The 17,986-nt window shown below is 41.9% G+C and carries 12 protein-coding genes; 4 read left to right on the forward strand and 8 right to left on the reverse strand.

All coding sequences use genetic code 11. From position 1 onward, the window contains the following. The first annotated feature begins 176 nt into the window (after nt 1-176). Nucleotides 177-980 (forward strand): ABC transporter permease, encoded by an 804-nt coding sequence (locus tag AACS98_RS17815; protein WP_082803704.1) that lies wholly within the window; start codon nt 177-179, stop codon nt 978-980. A 354-nt stretch (nt 981-1,334) separates the two neighbouring features. Further along, complete coding sequence (locus AACS98_RS17820; protein WP_066382249.1) at nt 1,335-3,185, forward strand: bifunctional serine/threonine-protein kinase/formylglycine-generating enzyme family protein; 1,851 nt, start codon at nt 1,335-1,337, stop codon at nt 3,183-3,185. Here AACS98_RS17820 and AACS98_RS17825 read toward each other — a convergent pair. The 3 genes from AACS98_RS17825 to AACS98_RS17835 form a co-directional block, all read right to left on the reverse strand. Continuing rightward, the gene (locus AACS98_RS17825) at nt 3,174-3,809 is read right to left on the reverse strand and encodes a PEP-CTERM sorting domain-containing protein (RefSeq protein WP_066382250.1); all 636 of its coding nucleotides are present in this window, start codon (nt 3,807-3,809) and stop codon (nt 3,174-3,176) included. The two genes, AACS98_RS17820 and AACS98_RS17825, sit on opposite strands and share 12 nt — an antisense overlap. Nucleotides 3,810-4,404: 595 nt before the next feature. Further along, nucleotides 4,405-7,767, reverse strand: coding sequence for a two-partner secretion domain-containing protein (locus tag AACS98_RS17830; protein ID WP_066382252.1), 3,363 nt, complete (start codon nt 7,765-7,767; stop codon nt 4,405-4,407). Between the two features lie 92 nt (nt 7,768-7,859). Continuing rightward, nucleotides 7,860-8,264, reverse strand: a complete 405-nt coding sequence (locus tag AACS98_RS17835; RefSeq protein WP_066382254.1) for a pentapeptide repeat-containing protein — start codon at nt 8,262-8,264, stop codon at nt 7,860-7,862. Nucleotides 8,265-8,695: 431 nt separating this feature from the next. Between AACS98_RS17835 and AACS98_RS17840 the strand changes: the two genes are divergently transcribed. Both AACS98_RS17840 and AACS98_RS17845 read left to right on the forward strand, forming a co-directional pair. Then, nucleotides 8,696-9,172: a hydrogenase maturation protease gene (locus AACS98_RS17840; RefSeq protein WP_066382255.1), complete on the forward strand. Its 477-nt coding sequence runs from the start codon at nt 8,696-8,698 to the stop codon at nt 9,170-9,172. A 356-nt stretch (nt 9,173-9,528) separates the two neighbouring features. Next, complete coding sequence (locus tag AACS98_RS17845; protein ID WP_066382256.1) at nt 9,529-12,327, forward strand: bifunctional acetate--CoA ligase family protein/GNAT family N-acetyltransferase; 2,799 nt, start codon at nt 9,529-9,531, stop codon at nt 12,325-12,327. A gap of 497 nt (nt 12,328-12,824) precedes the next feature. Here AACS98_RS17845 and AACS98_RS17850 read toward each other — a convergent pair whose 3' ends face one another. The 5 genes from AACS98_RS17850 to AACS98_RS17870 all read right to left on the reverse strand — a co-directional run. Further along, complete coding sequence (locus AACS98_RS17850) at nt 12,825-13,808, reverse strand: protochlorophyllide reductase (RefSeq protein ID WP_066382258.1); 984 nt, start codon at nt 13,806-13,808, stop codon at nt 12,825-12,827. A 225-nt stretch (nt 13,809-14,033) separates the two neighbouring features. Further along, nucleotides 14,034-14,969, reverse strand: coding sequence for an alpha/beta fold hydrolase (locus tag AACS98_RS17855; protein ID WP_066382260.1), 936 nt, complete (start codon nt 14,967-14,969; stop codon nt 14,034-14,036). 104 nt (nt 14,970-15,073) lie between these two features. Further along, nucleotides 15,074-15,442: a DUF4112 domain-containing protein gene (locus AACS98_RS17860; RefSeq protein ID WP_066382265.1), complete on the reverse strand. Its 369-nt coding sequence runs from the start codon at nt 15,440-15,442 to the stop codon at nt 15,074-15,076. 39 nt (nt 15,443-15,481) lie between these two features. Next, complete coding sequence (locus AACS98_RS17865) at nt 15,482-16,369, reverse strand: YihY/virulence factor BrkB family protein (protein WP_066382267.1); 888 nt, start codon at nt 16,367-16,369, stop codon at nt 15,482-15,484. Between the two features lie 87 nt (nt 16,370-16,456). Further along, a partial coding sequence (locus AACS98_RS17870) for a DUF389 domain-containing protein (RefSeq protein ID WP_232317173.1) occupies nt 16,457-17,986 on the reverse strand: 1,530 nt, incomplete at its 5' end.

A 17,986-nucleotide genomic window follows, 5' to 3' on the forward strand; every position in this document is an offset into this window, starting at 1 on the left:
CTCAGCGTCTTTGCGCCTCTGCGTGATATCAATGATGTGGTAATTATCTCAAGCCTAATTGGGCATTTTGTAGGCGTAACCCTTACCCTAGGCTATGAGAGCATTTCCCCCAGGGGGTTGACGTTTGCTGTTTCCTAGAATATATTTTTTATCGGCATACTATAAATAATAAAAACGTGAATATCTCTCCATCTCCCAAAAAACCGCTTGTCAAATGGCAAGCGGTTTTCTCAGTCATCATGTTTGTGTTTATGTACCTGCCGATTATGGTACTAGGGTTTTATAGTTTCAACCAATCACCCTACAGTGCAACTTGGCAAGGGTTTACTTTAGATTGGTATACCAAATTGCTCAGTGACGAGCGCATCCTCTCAGCCTTGAAAAATAGTTTAATCGTCGCCTTGAGTGCGGTGAGTGTCGCCGCCGTCTTCGGCACTTTGATGGCGGTAGGTTTGGCGCGTTATCAGTTTTTCGGGAAAAAACTATATCGTGGGATTTCTTACCTACCATTAATTATTCCTGATATTGCGATCGCAGTCGCTACCCTGGTGTTTCTCGCAGCCTTTGCCATCCCCTTAAGTTTATGGACAATTGTCGCCGCCCATGTCGTCTTTTGTCTAGCTTATATTGGATTGGTAGTATCTTCACGCATGACTAATTTAAATCCCCACTTAGAAGAAGCCGCCCTAGATTTAGGCGCGACTCCAGTACAAGCTTTTATTCAAGTATTATTACCTCAGTTAATGCCGGGAATTCTAGCAGGTTGTTTACTGGCATTTGTACTCAGCTTAGATGACTTTCTCATTGCTAGCTTTACCGCCGGAAGCGGTTACAACACCCTACCAATGGAAATTTTTAGTCGCATTAGAACAGGTGTGAAACCTGATATTAATGCTCTGAGTGTTTTACTCATGCTAGTATCTGCTTTTGTAGCGTTTATAGCTGAATTAATTCGCGCCTTTGGTGAACGAAAAAATTAATTAATCCTTTAGAATTCACCAACCTGAATTTTCCCGATCTTATCCCTGGCTAAATACTTATTTTTCCCAGCCACCGCTTCATTTTTGGGGTAATTAATCTGGGATTACGCCACGGGTTGACAAAGGCAATTTTTAACTATATTATTATTTTGTAATAAAAATTAGTGCGGTTGCTGAAACTAACGTTTAAATTGCATCAGCAGCCAGCATTAAATTGATAAAATACCTTCATCTGTATTTTTCATATAGTTAGCTATACAGATGAAATATTTTAATAATTGTTTGTCTAGATATATGTTTTCAAAGCAATCCTATTGGGGCTAACTTTGGACAAGATGCTATTATCTCCTCATTATGCAAATCTGCCAAAATCCCAATTGCTCAAATCCATTCAACCCTGAAAGCAATAAATTTTGTATTAGTTGCGGACATAGCAACTTCGGCAAACTGTTGCGAAACCGCTATCGTGTTTTGGGGTTATTAGGTGAAGGTGGATTTAGCAAAACTTATGCAGCCGAAGACGCAGACAGGCTAAACGCCCCTTGCGTTATTAAACAGTTCTTTCCCCAAATCCAAGGAACTGGGCAACGTAGCAAAGCCGCAGAAATTTTCAAAGAAGAAGCATTTAGGTTATATGAACTCGGAGAAAATCACAACCAAATCCCCCGATTATTAGCTTACTTTGAACAAGGTTCAAGCTTATACTTGGTACAGGAATTTATTCCAGGGCAAACTCTCTTACAAGAAGTACAAAAACAGCCCTTTACAGAAATGCAAGTGCGCCAAGTTCTAGCTGATTTGTTACCAGTTCTAGACTTTGTTCACACTTGTAATGTTATCCACCGCGATATTAAACCAGACAATATCATTCGACGTGAAACTGATGGTAAGCTGGTTTTGATTGATTTTGGTGGAGCCAAACAAGTTACTCAAACTAGCCTAGCTAGACAAGCCACAGTAATTTATACCCTTGGTTACGCGCCAACCGAACAAATGGCAGGATTTGCTTGCCCCGCCAGTGATTTATATGCTTTGGGTGTAACTTGTATCAGACTTTTAACCCAATGTTTACCACAACCAAATGTTTATGGACAGATTGATGATGGGTTGTATGATCCGATGAATGCCCAGTGGTTATGGCAAGATTATTTACAAAATAAAGGTATGATTATTAGTGATAATTTAGGCAAAATTTTAGATAAATTAACTAAACATTTACCCAGCGAAAGATACCAATCAGCCGCCGCAGTTCTCCATGATTTAGAACAGACAATTACACCAACGGCACAAACACAAATTGTGGTAGTCAATCAACCGCCAGTAGAACCATTAACCGTTACACTGCAAAAAACTAAACTACCACTACCGCCGCTACAAACCTTTGAGTTTGATGTAGTTAGTGTAGATACTGCTGGCAGAGAAGTTAACCGCGATCGCACTGTGGCAGAATACTTTAGTGAAGAACTCAACAAAGACATCACCTTAGAAATGGTAGCGATTCCCGGTGGTATATTTATGATGGGTTCCCCTAACTTAGAAGGCGATGCGGACGAACGTCCCCAACATCAAGTAGCGATCGCACCCTTTTTTATGGGAAAATATCCCATCACACAAGCACAATGGCGGGCTGTAGCAGCCTTACCCAAAATCAAACAACCTTTAAATCCTTATCCCTCCAAATTTAAAGGTTATCATCGACCAGTAGAAAACGTCTCTTGGCACGAAGCCGTAGAATTTTGTGCCAGACTCTCTTGCAAAACCGGACGAGATTATCGCTTACCCAGCGAAGCAGAATGGGAATACGCCTGTCGTGCAGGCACAACCACAGCCTTTCACTTTGGCGAAACCATCACCCCAGAATTAGTCAACTTTAGCAGTGGCGATAACTCCAGCCTAGAAGCAAAAACCAGAACCCGGAAAGAAACCACCGATGTCGGCAGTTTTCCAGTAGCCAACGCCTTTGGATTATATGATATGCACGGGCTAATTTGGGAATGGTGCGCTGATCCTTGGCACAACAATTATCAAGGCGCACCCACAGATGGAAGTATTTGGGAAGAAGGCGGTGATATTTATCGCCGAGTCTTGCGTGGTGGTTCTTGGAACTTTGGCGCAGAACTATGTCGCAGTGCTAGCCGTAGCTGGAATGAGTCAGACGGTGGCTTAAGAATTTGTGGCTTTCGAGTGGTATTGTCAGCAGCTTGACTGACGACGGCGAGAAATCATCATACCACTGGCGACTAAACCCAGCCCCAGCAAAGTAGCTGGTTCTGGCACTGCTTGAGATTCTTGGTTAGCAGCAATATTAGCAACGAATAAAGAAGCGTGAGATAACTCCTGAGCTTCTCCGTTCTGGTTGACAGCAACACCTATAGTATTGAACAGTCCTGATAAACCTTGACTCCAATCATAATTTTGGAATAAATAGGCACTGTAAGAGTTGCTAGTCTTCAAATTCACTACAAAGGTGTTACTGCTTAATTGCTGTAACAGACTCCAACTACCAGTAGCAGAACCGTTATCTGATGTAACATAGGCATTTGACTCATCTGTTTTGCCAGCTAGCGACCATGTTACACCATCGCCAACATTACTGCTAAATAGGCCACCATTCAAGTCACTCAAAAAACCTGCGTCGTTCCCAGAAAATGCACCTTCACAAGCTGTAGCAATTACTCCCCCCAGCGAGATATCGCTGTTACTACATATAGCAGCTGAAATCGTTTGGTTTTGTGCTGGCTTTGCTTGTGCAGGCGCATTCATCACTGCACCAAAAATTCCAGTAGTTAGGAACAGGGAAGCCGACAGATGAAAAAATCTGTTTTTCATATTGGATATAGCCTTAAATTCAGAGAACTAGATTTTGATGTCTGCAAATAGCTCCTGATACAAATTCACTATGTCTATCCACAACAGAAATTCTGTCTGTAATCTTTTTGGGAGTGACCGGGATTAATAACACAAAAGTCTGATGATGAAATAACCTCTGGAATTTGTATAAGGTTTGGTTATCTCTCAATCTATGAGATTTTGTCAGTTTTTGTCTATATTTATCTATGATTTTTATCAACAATTTAAATGTCAACTATTAATTTAATCGCTAGATAAAGTAGTGAGCAAAATATTTGCGATAAATACCTAGAGTTTATCAAAAAAATAAATTTAACTCTGTAATATTACGGTTAGTTTGATTTGATTTCTCATATTATATGGCAGTCTCATCATAGATGAGCAGGACTTACGTAACTGACATATTAGTAGGGTGCGTCAGATATCAAAAATAGGTTTTTAGACAGCATTTAAACAGTCTAACGCACCTGACAAGACTCAATCAGAATAGGTGGGCATTGCCAACAACTTAAACTAAGGCTGACAGCAAGTTGCAAGTAATGCCCACCCGAATGGTGCAAGATATGACTATATATCAACTAGCACAAATGGGGTGTATTAATGCTGGATTTTGAGATGTCGAATTGGGTGTTTCTGCCGTAAGAATTAAATTACCATGAGCATCCAATGTTAAAGCTTTGGCTTCAACAATAGTATGAGGTGAATAACTGCTAACTTTTGGGTAATTGACCTGATTTTTAGCGACATTATTGATATGATTGACATTAATCCAGCTAGCGATCGCTGACTCACTCTCTAGTGTGTCGTAAGGATTAGCTGGGATTCCACCCTTACCAGTAATCAAAAATTCATTTGCCTGTCTAGCTACAGCAGCATTGGTACGACATTTTTGAGCAATGCGATTTGAAACATCACTGACATTTGATGGTAGTTCCATTAAGCCGCGACTGGGATCTACTTCTGGGGTAGTAATTTCCACAGTACCGCTTAACTCTGGAGTTGCACCAGTCGCCGTAATATCACTTTCTGGAGTCAAGCCTGTACGGAATTGCGTACCAGTAATACCTTCAGCCGTAATTTTCACACTACCACCCCGAAAATCAGCCGAGTTAGCACTAATATCACTATTCTCAAAAGCCGCTAACAACTGAGTATCAATAGTAATATTACCGCCAACCACATTACTACCTCTAGCGTTGGTAGTGATGCTACTATTACCCCGGAGCAAAATTAAGTCTTGAGAACGCAAATTAATATTAGCTTGTGGTAGGTTAGACTTAGCATTCACACCGCGAGTATCCGCACTAATAAAAGCTTGATTATTTAAATCAATAGAACCAGCATGAATATGCAAGTTACCCGCACCACCTTCGCCTCTACTCTGCACCGCTATACCTGCTTTTTGCCATACTTGCAATAAATTCGTGTTTATGATCAAGTTACCTGCATTGCCTGTAGAGTTGGCGGCAGCTGTCGCAAACAAACCGCTAGGAAATGCACCATTAACAGCAGTACCAATCAATTGCATTCTATCTGGAATATTCAGAGTTAAATTACCACCCTTACCTGCACCGCTAGTGCTAACACCAACTTGCGCCCCATCCCGCACCAGCAAACTAGGGCTATTAACTACTAAATTACCAGCATCCCCAGTAGCATTAATGGCGGCAGCAAACAAACCACTAGGAAATAAATCCTCATTGCCAGAAGTTCCTATCAATTCAATACCCCCAGTCGCCTTGACAATGACATTGCCGCCCTTACCGCTACCAAAGGTACTAGCACTGACTTGCGCCCCATCCCGCACTAACAAACTAGAGGTATGAATATTTATTTCTCCTGCATCTCCTCTAGTAATAGACTCGTCAACTTTTGGTATGTCTATATCATTTATCCTGATAGGATTAGCTTGAGTAAACAAACCACTAGGGACATTTTGACGAGAAACACCGATAAGTTTTATCCCCTCAGTCGCTTGTACATTTAAATTTCCCCCCTTACCCACACCAAAGGTACTAGCACTAACCTGTGCGCCATCTTGCACCAGTAAATTACCAGTCAAAATATTTAAAGTACCGGCTTCTCCCGTAGCTAGGGGATTTGCCCTCGTAAATAAGCCGCTAGAAATCCCGTTTGCCGAAGCCCCTAAAAGTTGCACCTGTTGAGTAGCATTAACTTTTAAATTACCACCCCGCCCTTCATCAAAAGTGTTAGCACTAATTTGTCCGCCATCTCTTGCTACTAATTCACGGGTATGAATATGAATATCCCCAGCATCTCCCAAGCCTGGAGCATTACTAAACAAACCACTAGGTAGAGTATTTTCGATTTGCAAGCCAGGAACAAACGGAAAACCTTTTAACATAATATCAGGTACAGGCTCATCTATTAGTCCATTATTCTGTGCATCAGTGGCAATTTTACCAGTTGGAGAAGTCCCAGTAATTTCTACTTTTTCAGTGGCATTCACAAGCAGATTACCAGATTGATTTTCACTATAATTCATAGTAAAAATCTGTGCGCCATCTGTAATTGATAAAAATTTAGTGTTGATTGTGAGCTTGCCACTATCTTCACCTTCAAAAGTTGTAGTAAATAAACCACTAGGATAAGTTTCTGGGAATGAGCTACCAGATAAAGTCACCGATTCTGAGGCATTGACAGTTAAATTACCTCTATTTACTGTTTCTACAGCATTAAAAAGACTCAATAAAGCCGGCGAACTAGGAACACTAATGCTAGAAGAATTAGTGATGATTTGTGAGCCGTCCCGCACCGATAAGTGCCGAGTATTAATAGTCAAATTACCTGCTGCTTTGGTTGTGTCTTCGGAAGCTGTCGCAAATATCCGACTAGCATTGTCAGAGAGAAAATTAGGGTCGGCGATTACTTGTATTGTCTCTGATGCGTTGATTGTCAAATTGCCTATCTCTACGCCAATATAAGACCCGTCTTGGACTAACAAATTTTTGGTATTTATGGTAGTATTACCAATATCAATAGGCGCAATCGCCGATAAAATACCAGTTCTGTTGAAGATTTGAATACTATTTGTAGTATTGATTATCAAATCATTTCCTGCTTTCACAAGTCCATTGTCGATGAGCAGATTTTTACCAGTGATTTGGATATCACCTAAAGTATCAATGTTAGTTCCTGGTGATAGTTGAATGTTGCCTAATTGGGAAACAGCATCAAAGTTAAAGCTAAAGCCAAACTTGCCACTATTAAAGCTAACTTGACCTTCAGACGCAACACTCCCTAATTCTATTCTGCCCCCAGCTTGGATAGTTTGAATGTTTGTATTTTCTAACAAGACATCGCCACCAATCAAAGCTAATGTTTGGTCTGCTGTTACTTGCAGCACAGATGCGCCTTGAACTTGAATGTGGCCGGGATTTGCACCGAATTGTAACCCAATGGGAGTATTAATAGTGAGTAGGGGTGTAGAGTCTTCTGGTTTAACATTAAACTTTTGATTATTAGTAAAATTAATACTGTTGGCGGTACTAGCAACAAAAGAACCACCAATCTGTAGACTAGCATTGGGGCCAAAAATGATCCCGTTGGGGTTAATGATGAATAAGTTAGCTTGATGATTGGCTTGTAGCAAACCATCAATATAGGATGCTTGTTTACCTGTGATGCGGCTGAAAATATTTTGAATATTGGCTTGATTGTTAAAGTAAGCTGTATGTTTCCAAGGTAGGGAAAACTCAGAAAAGCTGTGAAAGAGATTATGCCCTACCTGTGTGCCGCCTTCAATGAAAAAGATGCTACCAGATTTGTTGACTAAAGTCGTATCTTCTGGTATAATACCAGCGATTGCACAATTGCTGATGCCCATCATTGCATTGATACCGACAACAAGAGAAATTACTGTGGTGATGCCATGACGGTTGGGTTTTGTTTGTTCCAGTAAATGCTGAGTAAACACCTAATTAACTCGGTCAAAATTAATAAGTGTCAGCATAGCTGATGTCAAACGAAATGTATAGGAATGTACAACTGTTGTGAACATTCCTCAAATCAATTTTGACCAGAGTTTTCCTCTTTAATTTGTACACCTGCGGCAATGATGTCAAAATCTGGGGGAAAATGGGTGTTGCGATCGCAATCAGCTTTTTCTAAATTTGTGCCTTCCAGGTTAGCTAGGCGTAGATTTGCTGACATTAACATAGCACCTCTGAGATCCGCCTCTCGTAAATCAGCCTGACTCAAATCAGCAAAGCTTAAGTCAGCCCCTCGGAGATTTGCGCCTTTGAGATTCGCTGTACTTAAATCAGCATAGCTGAGGTCAGATCCTTTGAGGTTAACGCCTTGTAAATTAGCATCACCCAGTTCAGCCCGGCTAAAATCTCGCTGCCCCTCAGTGTAACTCTCTTTTAGAGAATCTACCGTACTAATTGGCTGTTGATAATTAACGTTAGACATAAAACAGCCTCACATATCATTGTTGATGAGTGTCTGGTTGTGTTGCGCTACACAGGTAAATGATAAAACTGCCTGAGTCGTTCCGGCACAATTTCACAGTAAAAATTAAACATTGAGTCATTAGTCATTAGTCATTAGTCATTAGTCATTAGTTTTTCTCCCCCTGCCCCTCTGCTTCCTCCGCTTCCTCCCCAATCCTTCACAAATTCCTCACATTTTTGCCCTATTATCCAAAATTGAATGACTTCAGCCGAACTCATTGATTAAATTCCCTGTTTTATTAAGATTTCCCAGGAGGGCAACCCAATGCCATACCTGAATTTATTCACTGCTTTTAATCTGTTGATTTATAGGCGTAATCAATAGTCATTAGTCGCCTCAATTGTGTTCCCCTGCTTAATTTAATTAATTAGATCAGAGAAGCTCAAAAAATGAAAAAAACTGTTATGGTGATTGGTTATGGTAACGACTTGCGGAGTGATGACGGTGTGGGACAAAGTATAGCCAATGAGATTGCTTCTTGGCATTTATCGTCTGTACAATCCCTTGCAGTTCATCAACTGACACCAGATTTAGCTGCTGCTTTAGCAAACACTGATTTAGCCATATTTGTTGATGCCTGTTTACCTGTGGATGGCTATGATGTCCAGATTCAGGCACTTTTACCTGATTGTGATGTTGAGGGTAGCGTACATACCAGTAATCCGCGATCGCTGTTAGCTTTAACTCAAGCCTTGTATGGTAATTGTCCAACCGCTTGGTTAGTCACTATACCAGGAATTAACTTTGACATCGGCGATCGCCTCTCCCGCATTGCCGAAATGGGCAAAGCCGTAGCTTTAGTCAAAATTATTCAAATTCTAGACAAAGTAAGAAATTGTTGGGTAGATATTCGAGCCTCTGCGTAAATATACGGTATTGTCTCAATTTGTGGCTGTTGTTATCTGTACTTCTAAAAAAACCTTGAATTTTCGGTTGGAGCCAGCAAGTGTCAGTTACAGTTGAGGCAAACCTGACAGCAGATTTAGGGAAAATGAGGTAACAATTTTCAGCACAAAGCTTGATGCTAAGAGACTTTCCAACCTGTTCCCTGTTCCCTGCTGTCAGTATCGGTATCCCTCTGTTAACAGGTGTAGTGGTGTGAGTTCATCCTTTACCCTAAACCCTGACATCAACTTTTGATGTGCGCCGGCAGCGTGAATAAATAACAACCAGACTCAACCAAGGCGCAAGAGTAAATCCAGACAAATTAATTGGAAAATAAATGCAAATTTCTCTCAAGCAAACAGGCGATCGCACTACCAGCAATATAGATCGCGCTTATGATATTTTGCAAGCAGAGAAGGTTAACCCTCTAAATGCCATCTTTGCACCCCAAAGTGTCGCCGTCATCGGTGCCAGTGAAAAAGCCGGTAGTGTGGGACGCACTCTCTTATGGAACTTAATTAGTAATCCCTTTGGCGGTACTGTGTTCCCAGTCAATCCCAAACGCCATAGTGTACTCGGCATCAAAGCCTACCCCACAATTGCTGATATCCCAGAAACAGTTGATTTAGCAGTCATCGCCACCCCAGCCCCCACCATCCCCGGAATCATTGCTGAGTGTGTCGCCGCCGGAGTCAAAGGGGCAATTATTATTTCGGCAGGATTTAAAGAAGCTGGTGCCGAAGGTATAGCCTTAGAACAGCAAATTTTAGCACAGGCACGCGGTAAAATTCGCATCATCGGCCCTAATTGCTTAGGTGTGATGAGTCCCCGCACCGGCTTAAATGCTACCTTCGCCAGTGCAATGGCTCGTTTTGGCAATGTCGGCTTTCTCAGTCAAAGCGGCGCATTGTGTACAGCCATCCTTGATTGGAGTGTACGGGAAAATGTCGGTTTTAGTGCCTTCGTTTCCATCGGTTCCATGTTAGATGTCGGTTGGGGCGACTTGATTTATTATCTCGGTGATGACCCCCACACCAAAAGTATCGTCATTTACATGGAATCTATCGGCGATGCCCGGTCTTTTATCTCCGCCGCGCGGGAAGTAGCACTCACCAAACCAATTATTGTGATTAAAGCCGGACGCACAGAAGCCGCCGCCAAAGCTGCCGCCTCCCACACAGGCGCGTTAGCTGGTAGCGATGCTGTCTTAGATGCCGCTTTCCGGCGTTGTGGAGTATTGCGGGTTAATAGTATCTCTGATTTGTTCGACATGGCGGAGGTATTAGCAAAACAACCCCGTCCCCAAGGGCCAAGATTAACCATTCTCACCAATGCTGGGGGGCCTGGGGTATTGGCAACTGATGCGTTAATCGAAACTGGCGGCGAACTTGCCCCCATTTCCCCAGAACTAATTCACTCCCTTGACCAAATCCTACCCCCCCATTGGAGTCACAATAACCCAATTGATATTCTCGGTGACGCTGACCCCCAACGCTATGCCCAAGCTTTAGAAATCGCTGCCCAAGATGCCAATAGTGACGGTTTATTGGTGATTCTCACACCCCAAGCTATGACCGATCCTACCCAAACGGCAGAACAGTTAAAACCCTACGCCCAAATTACCGGGAAACCCATCCTCGCTAGTTGGATGGGAGGCGCAGATGTGGCGGCAGGAGAGATGATTCTCAATCGTCAACGCATCCCGACTTATCCTTATCCAGATACGGCGGCGCGAGTGTTTAGTTATATGTGGCAGTCTAGCTACAACCTGCGCGGTATCTATGAAACTCCTGTCTTACCTACAATTGATGCTGGGACTGGTATCCCCTATTGCAACTTAGTAGAAAATATTATTTCCTCCGCCCGTCAAGCAGGTAGGACGATTTTAACTGAATATGAGTCCAAACAGATTCTAGCAGCTTACGGCATCCCAACTGTCACAACTTGCGTTGCTACAACTGAGGATGAGGCGGTGCAATGTGCGGAAAATATGGGTTATCCAGTTGTTCTCAAACTCTATTCCCAAACTATTACCCATAAAACTGATGTTGGCGGTGTACAGTTAAATCTACAAGATGCCGATGCTGTCCGCCGTGCCTATCGGATGATTGCATCCTCTGTAGGGGAGAAAGTAGGGCAAGAGCATTTTTTAGGTGTGACTGTGCAACCAATGGTGAAAATGGACGGCTACGAATTGATTATTGGTAGTAGCCTTGATCCTCAGTTTGGGCCTGTGTTGTTGTTTGGTGCTGGGGGACAATTAGTGGAAGTATTTCAGGATAGCGCGATCGCACTTCCACCCCTGAACACAACCCTAGCACGGCGGATGATGGAACACACCAAAATTTACAAAGCCCTTAAAGGTGTGCGGGGACGGCCAAGTATAGATATGGCAGCCCTTGAGGATATCATGGTGGCGTTTAGTCACTTGGTAGTCGAACAGCCTTGGATTAAAGAAATTGATATTAATCCCTTGCTGGCTTCTCCCCATCGAGAAAATAGTGAAAATGCTGCACTCCCCTCACTCATTGCCTTAGATGCGCGGGTAGTGCTGCATGAACCGGAGATGACACAAGCCCAACTACCGAAGTTAGCCATTCGTCCCTACCCTACACAATATGTAGGAGAGTGGACAATGAACAACGGTACACCCGTAACTATCCGTCCCATTCGTCCCGAAGATGAACCTTTGTTGGTGCAATTTCACGAAACACTATCTGAGGAAAGCGTGTATTTTCGCTACTTCCACCTGATGAAATTAAGCCATCGCATTACCCATGAACGGCTAACACGGATTTGCTTTATTGATTATGACCGTGAGATGGCGTTAGTTGTGGAACAGCAACAGCCAAACAACGGCACAAGGCAAATATTAGCGGTGGGTAGATTGAGTAAATTACATGGGAGTAATGCGGCTGAGTTTGCGATATTAGTTAGCGATCGCCATCAATGTCAAGGTATAGGAAAAGAACTACTCCGGCGATTGCTGCAAGTCGGACGGGATGAGCAAATCACCCACATCACAGCCGATATCCTCGCCGATAATCGTGGAATGCAAAAAGTCTGTGAAAAACTCGGTTTTCGTCTCCAACGCACCAGCGACACCACGGTTATGAAAGCCGAAATCGCCCTTTAGCTTCCCACCCAACCAAACCAAACCCCTCTTGTACAGACGCGATTCCTCGCGTCTTTCCACTAACCCAATTTGCCATCAAAAAGGGCTTGCAAAATCCTCAAACTTCCGGTACTATATTTTTATAATGGGAATATAGTGCGCCCATATATATAAGGTCTAAAAAAAGACTCATACTTTCAGTTCGTAGTAAGGACTTTAGTCCTTACATAATTCTGGTAGTCTCCCGTAACCTCATCTAAAGTTGTAGGGTGGGCATTGCTCAAGACACACCCAGAGTTTTAGATTGTTGGCTGTGCATTGCCAGACACTGATTGAGAATGGTGCAAGATATGATTGAACTCGCCCCTAATTGGTGGTAGTGTTGCCCAGAATTGGCAAGAGAGGACTTTAGTCCTCACTACAAACAAATTTGGAGACGATTAAGGATGTTTTCACCTCCTCAATCGTCAACCCTTAGTTTTTTCTCAAAGTTAGATTTAATTGCTAACGTCCCATATCTATCTGACAGCAGCTTGTGAGCTAACTGGTGTCAACCCAACTAGGTTTTCACTCAAATCCCACATCCGCTTCGCTCTAGCATCATCACTAGCTTGGGGCGAAACTTGCTGTACAAAAGACTGGCGGTCTTTCTTTTGACGATTTCCCCAACTCCAATACGCGCCTGATTTAGCGTATTCAGCATCAGCAACTACCATTGCTACCCTTTCCCCGGCTAATTCCTCAGAGACAAACCCGCCAGTAATGTATCTTTGGAAGATGGGGAATAGTTTTTGGAATAGAGGGTAGTGGTTGCGGAAAAGGGCTGTTGTCGCCACACAACCAGGATAAAGAGAACTGAAAATAATTCCTGTAGACTCGTGATAACGCCGATGCAGTTCCCGCATAGTCAGAATATTACAGACTTTGCTATCTTTGTAAGCCTTCACGGGTTCAAACTTCTTACCGTCAGCCATTGTAATCGGTGCTTTGAAACCTTCAGCAAAGCCTTGCAAATCGCCTAAGTCTGGGCGTGGGGGAATTTTACCACCCAGTTCGTTGGGGTTATGGGTAACAGTTCCCAAAATTACCAGTCTGGCTTGAGAAGCTGATTTTTTCAAATCTTCTAGCATCAGGTTACACAGCAGAAAATGCCCTAGATGATTTGTAGCCATAGTTAACTCATAACCTTCTGGGCTGCGTAGTGGCTCTTTGATTAACGGCATATAAATCGCCGCATTGCATACCAAAGCATTGAGGGTTTTACCACTAGCCCGGAAATTCTGCACAAACTGGCGCACACTTTCTAAAGATGCTAAGTCAATGTGCATGATGGTGTAGCTATTCTCTGGCATTCCCACAGCTTGGGCAGCTTTTTGGGTTTTCTCCAAATCACGGCACGCCATAACTACGTGCCAGTTTCTCGCAGCCATTGCTTTGGCAGCGTACAAACCAACCCCTGAAGAGGCTCCTGTAATTACAACTGTTGACTTGCGTTCTTCCATTCTCTTGGGACTTCTCTAACTGTGGTTTAGTTTAATTTTTTTATGATCTCATACCATGTTTGCTATCAGCTGTGGTGTTTTTGCCTTTGAGGTGGTGAAAGGCAGACAGAATCAGGTGAAAAGCCGGAAACAAAAGGGTTTTATGGCTTAATATTTCTTTGCATAAGTTGTTAATTTTTTTGTTTCGTTTCAATTGTTAAAATCCCTAAATATATTGATACGTTTTTACAAAAAATCTGTATCTTGGAGAAACTTCAGAATTGCCTGATTGACAGCTTGAGCAGCACCAGTTGAGGCATCATGACAGCAATTCTCTAAAATTTGGAATTTGGCATTGGGTAGGGATTGATGTAATCTTTTGCCATGACTAGCCGGAAACCAACTATCGCGATCGCCCCATAAAATTAAGGTAGGGCAATCTATCCTGTCTAAATTCCCTTGAATTTGACTGAGCAGATTTGGTTTATTCCCTTGCCAATGCTTAATCTCTCGTGCGGCAATTTGCAATTCTTCTGCAACTTTGACTAGAGTACCAGGAATTTCAATAAATGGATAAGTAATCCAATAAATATCTTCTGGGGTGAGAATAGAGGGATCATATAGCACTTTGCGCCGTTCTATGGCCATAATTTCCCGCACTAATGGCGCAAACCAATAAGCTAATCGCAAATCATCAATTGTTTGTAATAATTCTAAAGGTGTTTGAGCCAGTATTTCCATTGCCCAATGCGGTAAACGTTGGGTAAAAACTGGTGCGTTAATTACCACTAAACTCGCCAGTAATTCCGGGTTTTGTTGAGCCAAAGCCAAAGAAATTAATGCACCGATAGATTCCCCGACAAGAATCGCGCTTTCATCACATAAAGCCTGAATAATTCTTGCTAATTCAATAACTTGATGCCCATTCTTTTCTCGACGTAACCAAGGTTTATCCGAAAAACCAAAACCTTTAGCATCAAAACAAATAACACGATAATGTTTAGATAACGGCTCTACACTATAACGCCAATTATAGCTCCAACTACCCATGCCGTGTAAGAGAAATAGGGGTTTTCCTGTACCTTTTTCGCCGTAAGCAATTTGTACAGGATAGCCGTCAACATCACTAATAATTAAACTTTGTCGCCCTTTGGGAAAAGTCGCTTGCCACCAATCTTTCATCTAGGAATGAACTCAAAAAGTTTTCAGGCAGTTTACAGAAGTCTAATTATTATCATGGCTGAGGTAAATTCGACAATAGTAGTCAGGAATTATTTACCATTATGCTAGCGCGGAAAGTTTAAGTGTTGTTCGATTAACTTGAGATTATACTCATTAGCTTTCCAACCAAAATCAAAAATATCACCCAAAACCGGGATAGCACCTACTAAAGTATCAATAAGAATATTCACAACCATTTTACTTAATGTTTTTTTAGGAATCCCTAGTCTAGCTGCTTCTATGACAATGTAGCTAGAAAGTATGATGCCTAAAACATCACCACCAACGGGAATTAATCCCAGGATGGGATCTAAACCGAGTGCTATGGGTGTACCGGGAATAGCGACAACTTTATCTAACAGACGACTCAATAGACGTAAACGCTTTAAAGTAGCTGCTGGAGTGTTATAGTCAGGAGGAGAAACATCAGGCATTTAGGCGATCGCTCATCAACAATCCACAATCAACAGTCATTATCCATCATTAATGATTTTTCCTTGAATATCTTCACCTACAGTAACATTTAATTGGTCGCCTACTAACAAAACAGCCGCACTCATCCACAACCACAGCATTAAAACAATGACTGTGCCGACAGCACCATAAACTTTGTTATAGTTGCCAAAATTCGCGACATACTGGCGAAATAAACCTGATAAAATTGCCCAAAATACAGATGCAATCATTGCACCTGGCATTATAGGTGTACCTCGATTCCACACACTAGGGCCATATCGATAAATAAAGCTAAATGCTGTCGCCACAATACATAATGCTAAAGGCCAGCGTAACAATTTCCAAATATCCAATAAAAACATCAAATATGAGTTACCACTGACTACAAATCCTAAGATTAAGTCACTGATAAACACTAAAAAAGAAGCAAATACTAATAGTAAAATAGTACCTACTGTTAATCCCAAAGAGATAATTTTGGCTTTCCAAAAAGGGCGGGTTTTTTCTCTTGGAATTTGATGAATTTGATCAAAGGCTGTCATGGCGGTACTGACTGCGCCGGAAGCAGTCCAAATTGCAATGATAAAACTCAAAGAAAACAAGCCACTATTTTTAGAGTCAGCAATTTCTTTACTAGCAAAATCTTTAATTAATGTCATGGCTTCTTCTGGCGCGACTTGACTTAGTTGTGTTGCTAGTTGTTTGAATGTGTCTTGCAAAGATGCTTCTAGTAATCCAATGGCTGTCAGAACTGCCAGAATTGCAGGAAACAAGGATAACATGGCATTAAAGGCAATTTCCCCAGCCAATCCTAACAGTCGTCTTTGAATGGTTCTAGCAACAGTTTTTTTGCATGTACGCCAATTGAGATGACTAAAGAATCTGACAAAACGCGGCTTTGGCATGACTACAGTTGGAACTGATTGAGCAAGCCGAAAGCCTAGTATTAATAAAATTATACCAAGCTTTCGACTATTCTCTAAATTATCAACTTAGAATGTTCCGGGTATAGTTTCCACAGGTGGTTTTCTCGGTGATGTAACTGTAAGTGTGAGTGTGGCGCGGCTTTGGGGTTGTGTTCCGACTGCCAAATTCAGGCGATCGCGCTCAATTTGCCACTGAGATTTGAGATAATCTGTGATTGTTTGCGATCGCTGTTCTACAATCTCTTGTAATTCCTCTAGTTGTTGATTAACCATGACTTGCAATTGCAAGTTAGGGTATCGCTGTAAAACTTGTCCAACACGGTCTAATAACTTAGTATTATCTGGTGTCAATGTAGACTGATTACGCTCAAAAGATATTGCTCCTAAATTAGTCCCTATTCTCTGCATACTCACAAGCGCAGACTGATAATCTAACCTAGTTCTGACGCTATCAGCTAGCAACATTTGAGCATCTTTTTCTATATCACGTTCACTCAAATAAACTAACCGAATGCGTAAGGGTTCATTGGGAATCGTAATTAATTCATAATTAATCATCTGTGCTGGTTGGGGAAGTCGCATTTCCCCTAAAGCTAATTGCACTTCTTGTAGAAAACTTGATTGTAATTGGGCAATGGTAATTACTGGTTCCGGCGGTTTTTCTACAGGCAAAGGTCGTAAAATATCGCTGGATGCTGTAGGTATTTCAATCAATTTTAATGCTACTAATTCCGGTGGTTTTCCCAGGCGTGATGCTAACTGTTGAATAAAATTATTTTGTTCATCAGGTGTATATTGCTTACTACTAAAAACCTGAAGTTGCACGGTCAATTTATTGTTTTTGTCTAAAGTAGAAATATTGCTGATATAAGAGCGAGGTTCACCATTGGGGAAATTGGCAAATTCCTTTTGCCATAAGTCTGTGGCTGAGTTACGAATGCGGTTTTCTTGTTGCTGTAAAGTAATTTCTCGTCTGAGTTGACTAAAAGATTGATTCAGGGGAAAAATAATTGCTAAAATTGTCATGAAAATCAACAGTAATCTACCCGGTAGATTGCCGATTTTTTTCAAGATATTGTAGGCTGGTAGTCGCTCTAAAATCGTCTGCATCCTGATACTTTCTTGGTCTGTGTGTCGCCATTCGTTGACTTTGGCTCTCACCTGCAAGTTATCAATATGCAAACCAAGAAACACCACCATAGCAGTAAAAGTAATTGCCACTAAGTTGGTAAAAAATAGTAAACCACCACCACTAGCAATCTGTAATCCTTTGATGGAATTAATGCTGATAGCGATACCGATACCATAGCCGACAACACATAATGGTGGCATTAATGCAACTGCGATCGCAACACCAGGAATAGAAGTTGCTACCCCTCGCGGTTCTTTGCATATTGCTACAGAACCCACCGCACCAGAAAATAAAGCCACAACCAAATCTAAAATATTCGGTTGAGTTCTGGCTGCAATTTCGCTGGTCATTTCCTTAAATGGCAGCAGAAATACTAATAATACAGCAAAGACAATGGCTACTGTACAACTCAACACCAAATTCAGCAACGCCCGCATTGCTAAAATTACATCACCCGCCGCTAA

Source organism: Anabaena sp. CA = ATCC 33047, assembly GCF_963870205.1.
Taxonomy (GTDB): domain Bacteria; phylum Cyanobacteriota; class Cyanobacteriia; order Cyanobacteriales; family Nostocaceae; genus Trichormus.

Bases quoted from the DNA above. Each gene is read 5' to 3' on its own strand.
- AACS98_RS17855 (WP_066382260.1), bottom strand. From the start codon at position 14,969: ATGAAAGATTGGTGGCAAGCGACTTTTCCCAAAGGGCGACAAAGTTTA.
- AACS98_RS17850 (WP_066382258.1), bottom strand. From the start codon at position 13,808: ATGGAAGAACGCAAGTCAACAGTTGTAATTACAGGAGCCTCTTCAGGG.
- AACS98_RS17860 (WP_066382265.1), bottom strand. From the start codon at position 15,442: ATGCCTGATGTTTCTCCTCCTGACTATAACACTCCAGCAGCTACTTTA.
- AACS98_RS17865 (WP_066382267.1), bottom strand. From the start codon at position 16,369: ATGCCAAAGCCGCGTTTTGTCAGATTCTTTAGTCATCTCAATTGGCGT.
- AACS98_RS17835 (WP_066382254.1), bottom strand. From the start codon at position 8,264: ATGTCTAACGTTAATTATCAACAGCCAATTAGTACGGTAGATTCTCTA.
- AACS98_RS17820 (WP_066382249.1), top strand. From the start codon at position 1,335: ATGCAAATCTGCCAAAATCCCAATTGCTCAAATCCATTCAACCCTGAA.
- AACS98_RS17825 (WP_066382250.1), bottom strand. From the start codon at position 3,809: ATGAAAAACAGATTTTTTCATCTGTCGGCTTCCCTGTTCCTAACTACT.
- AACS98_RS17840 (WP_066382255.1), top strand. From the start codon at position 8,696: ATGAAAAAAACTGTTATGGTGATTGGTTATGGTAACGACTTGCGGAGT.
- AACS98_RS17845 (WP_066382256.1), top strand. From the start codon at position 9,529: ATGCAAATTTCTCTCAAGCAAACAGGCGATCGCACTACCAGCAATATA.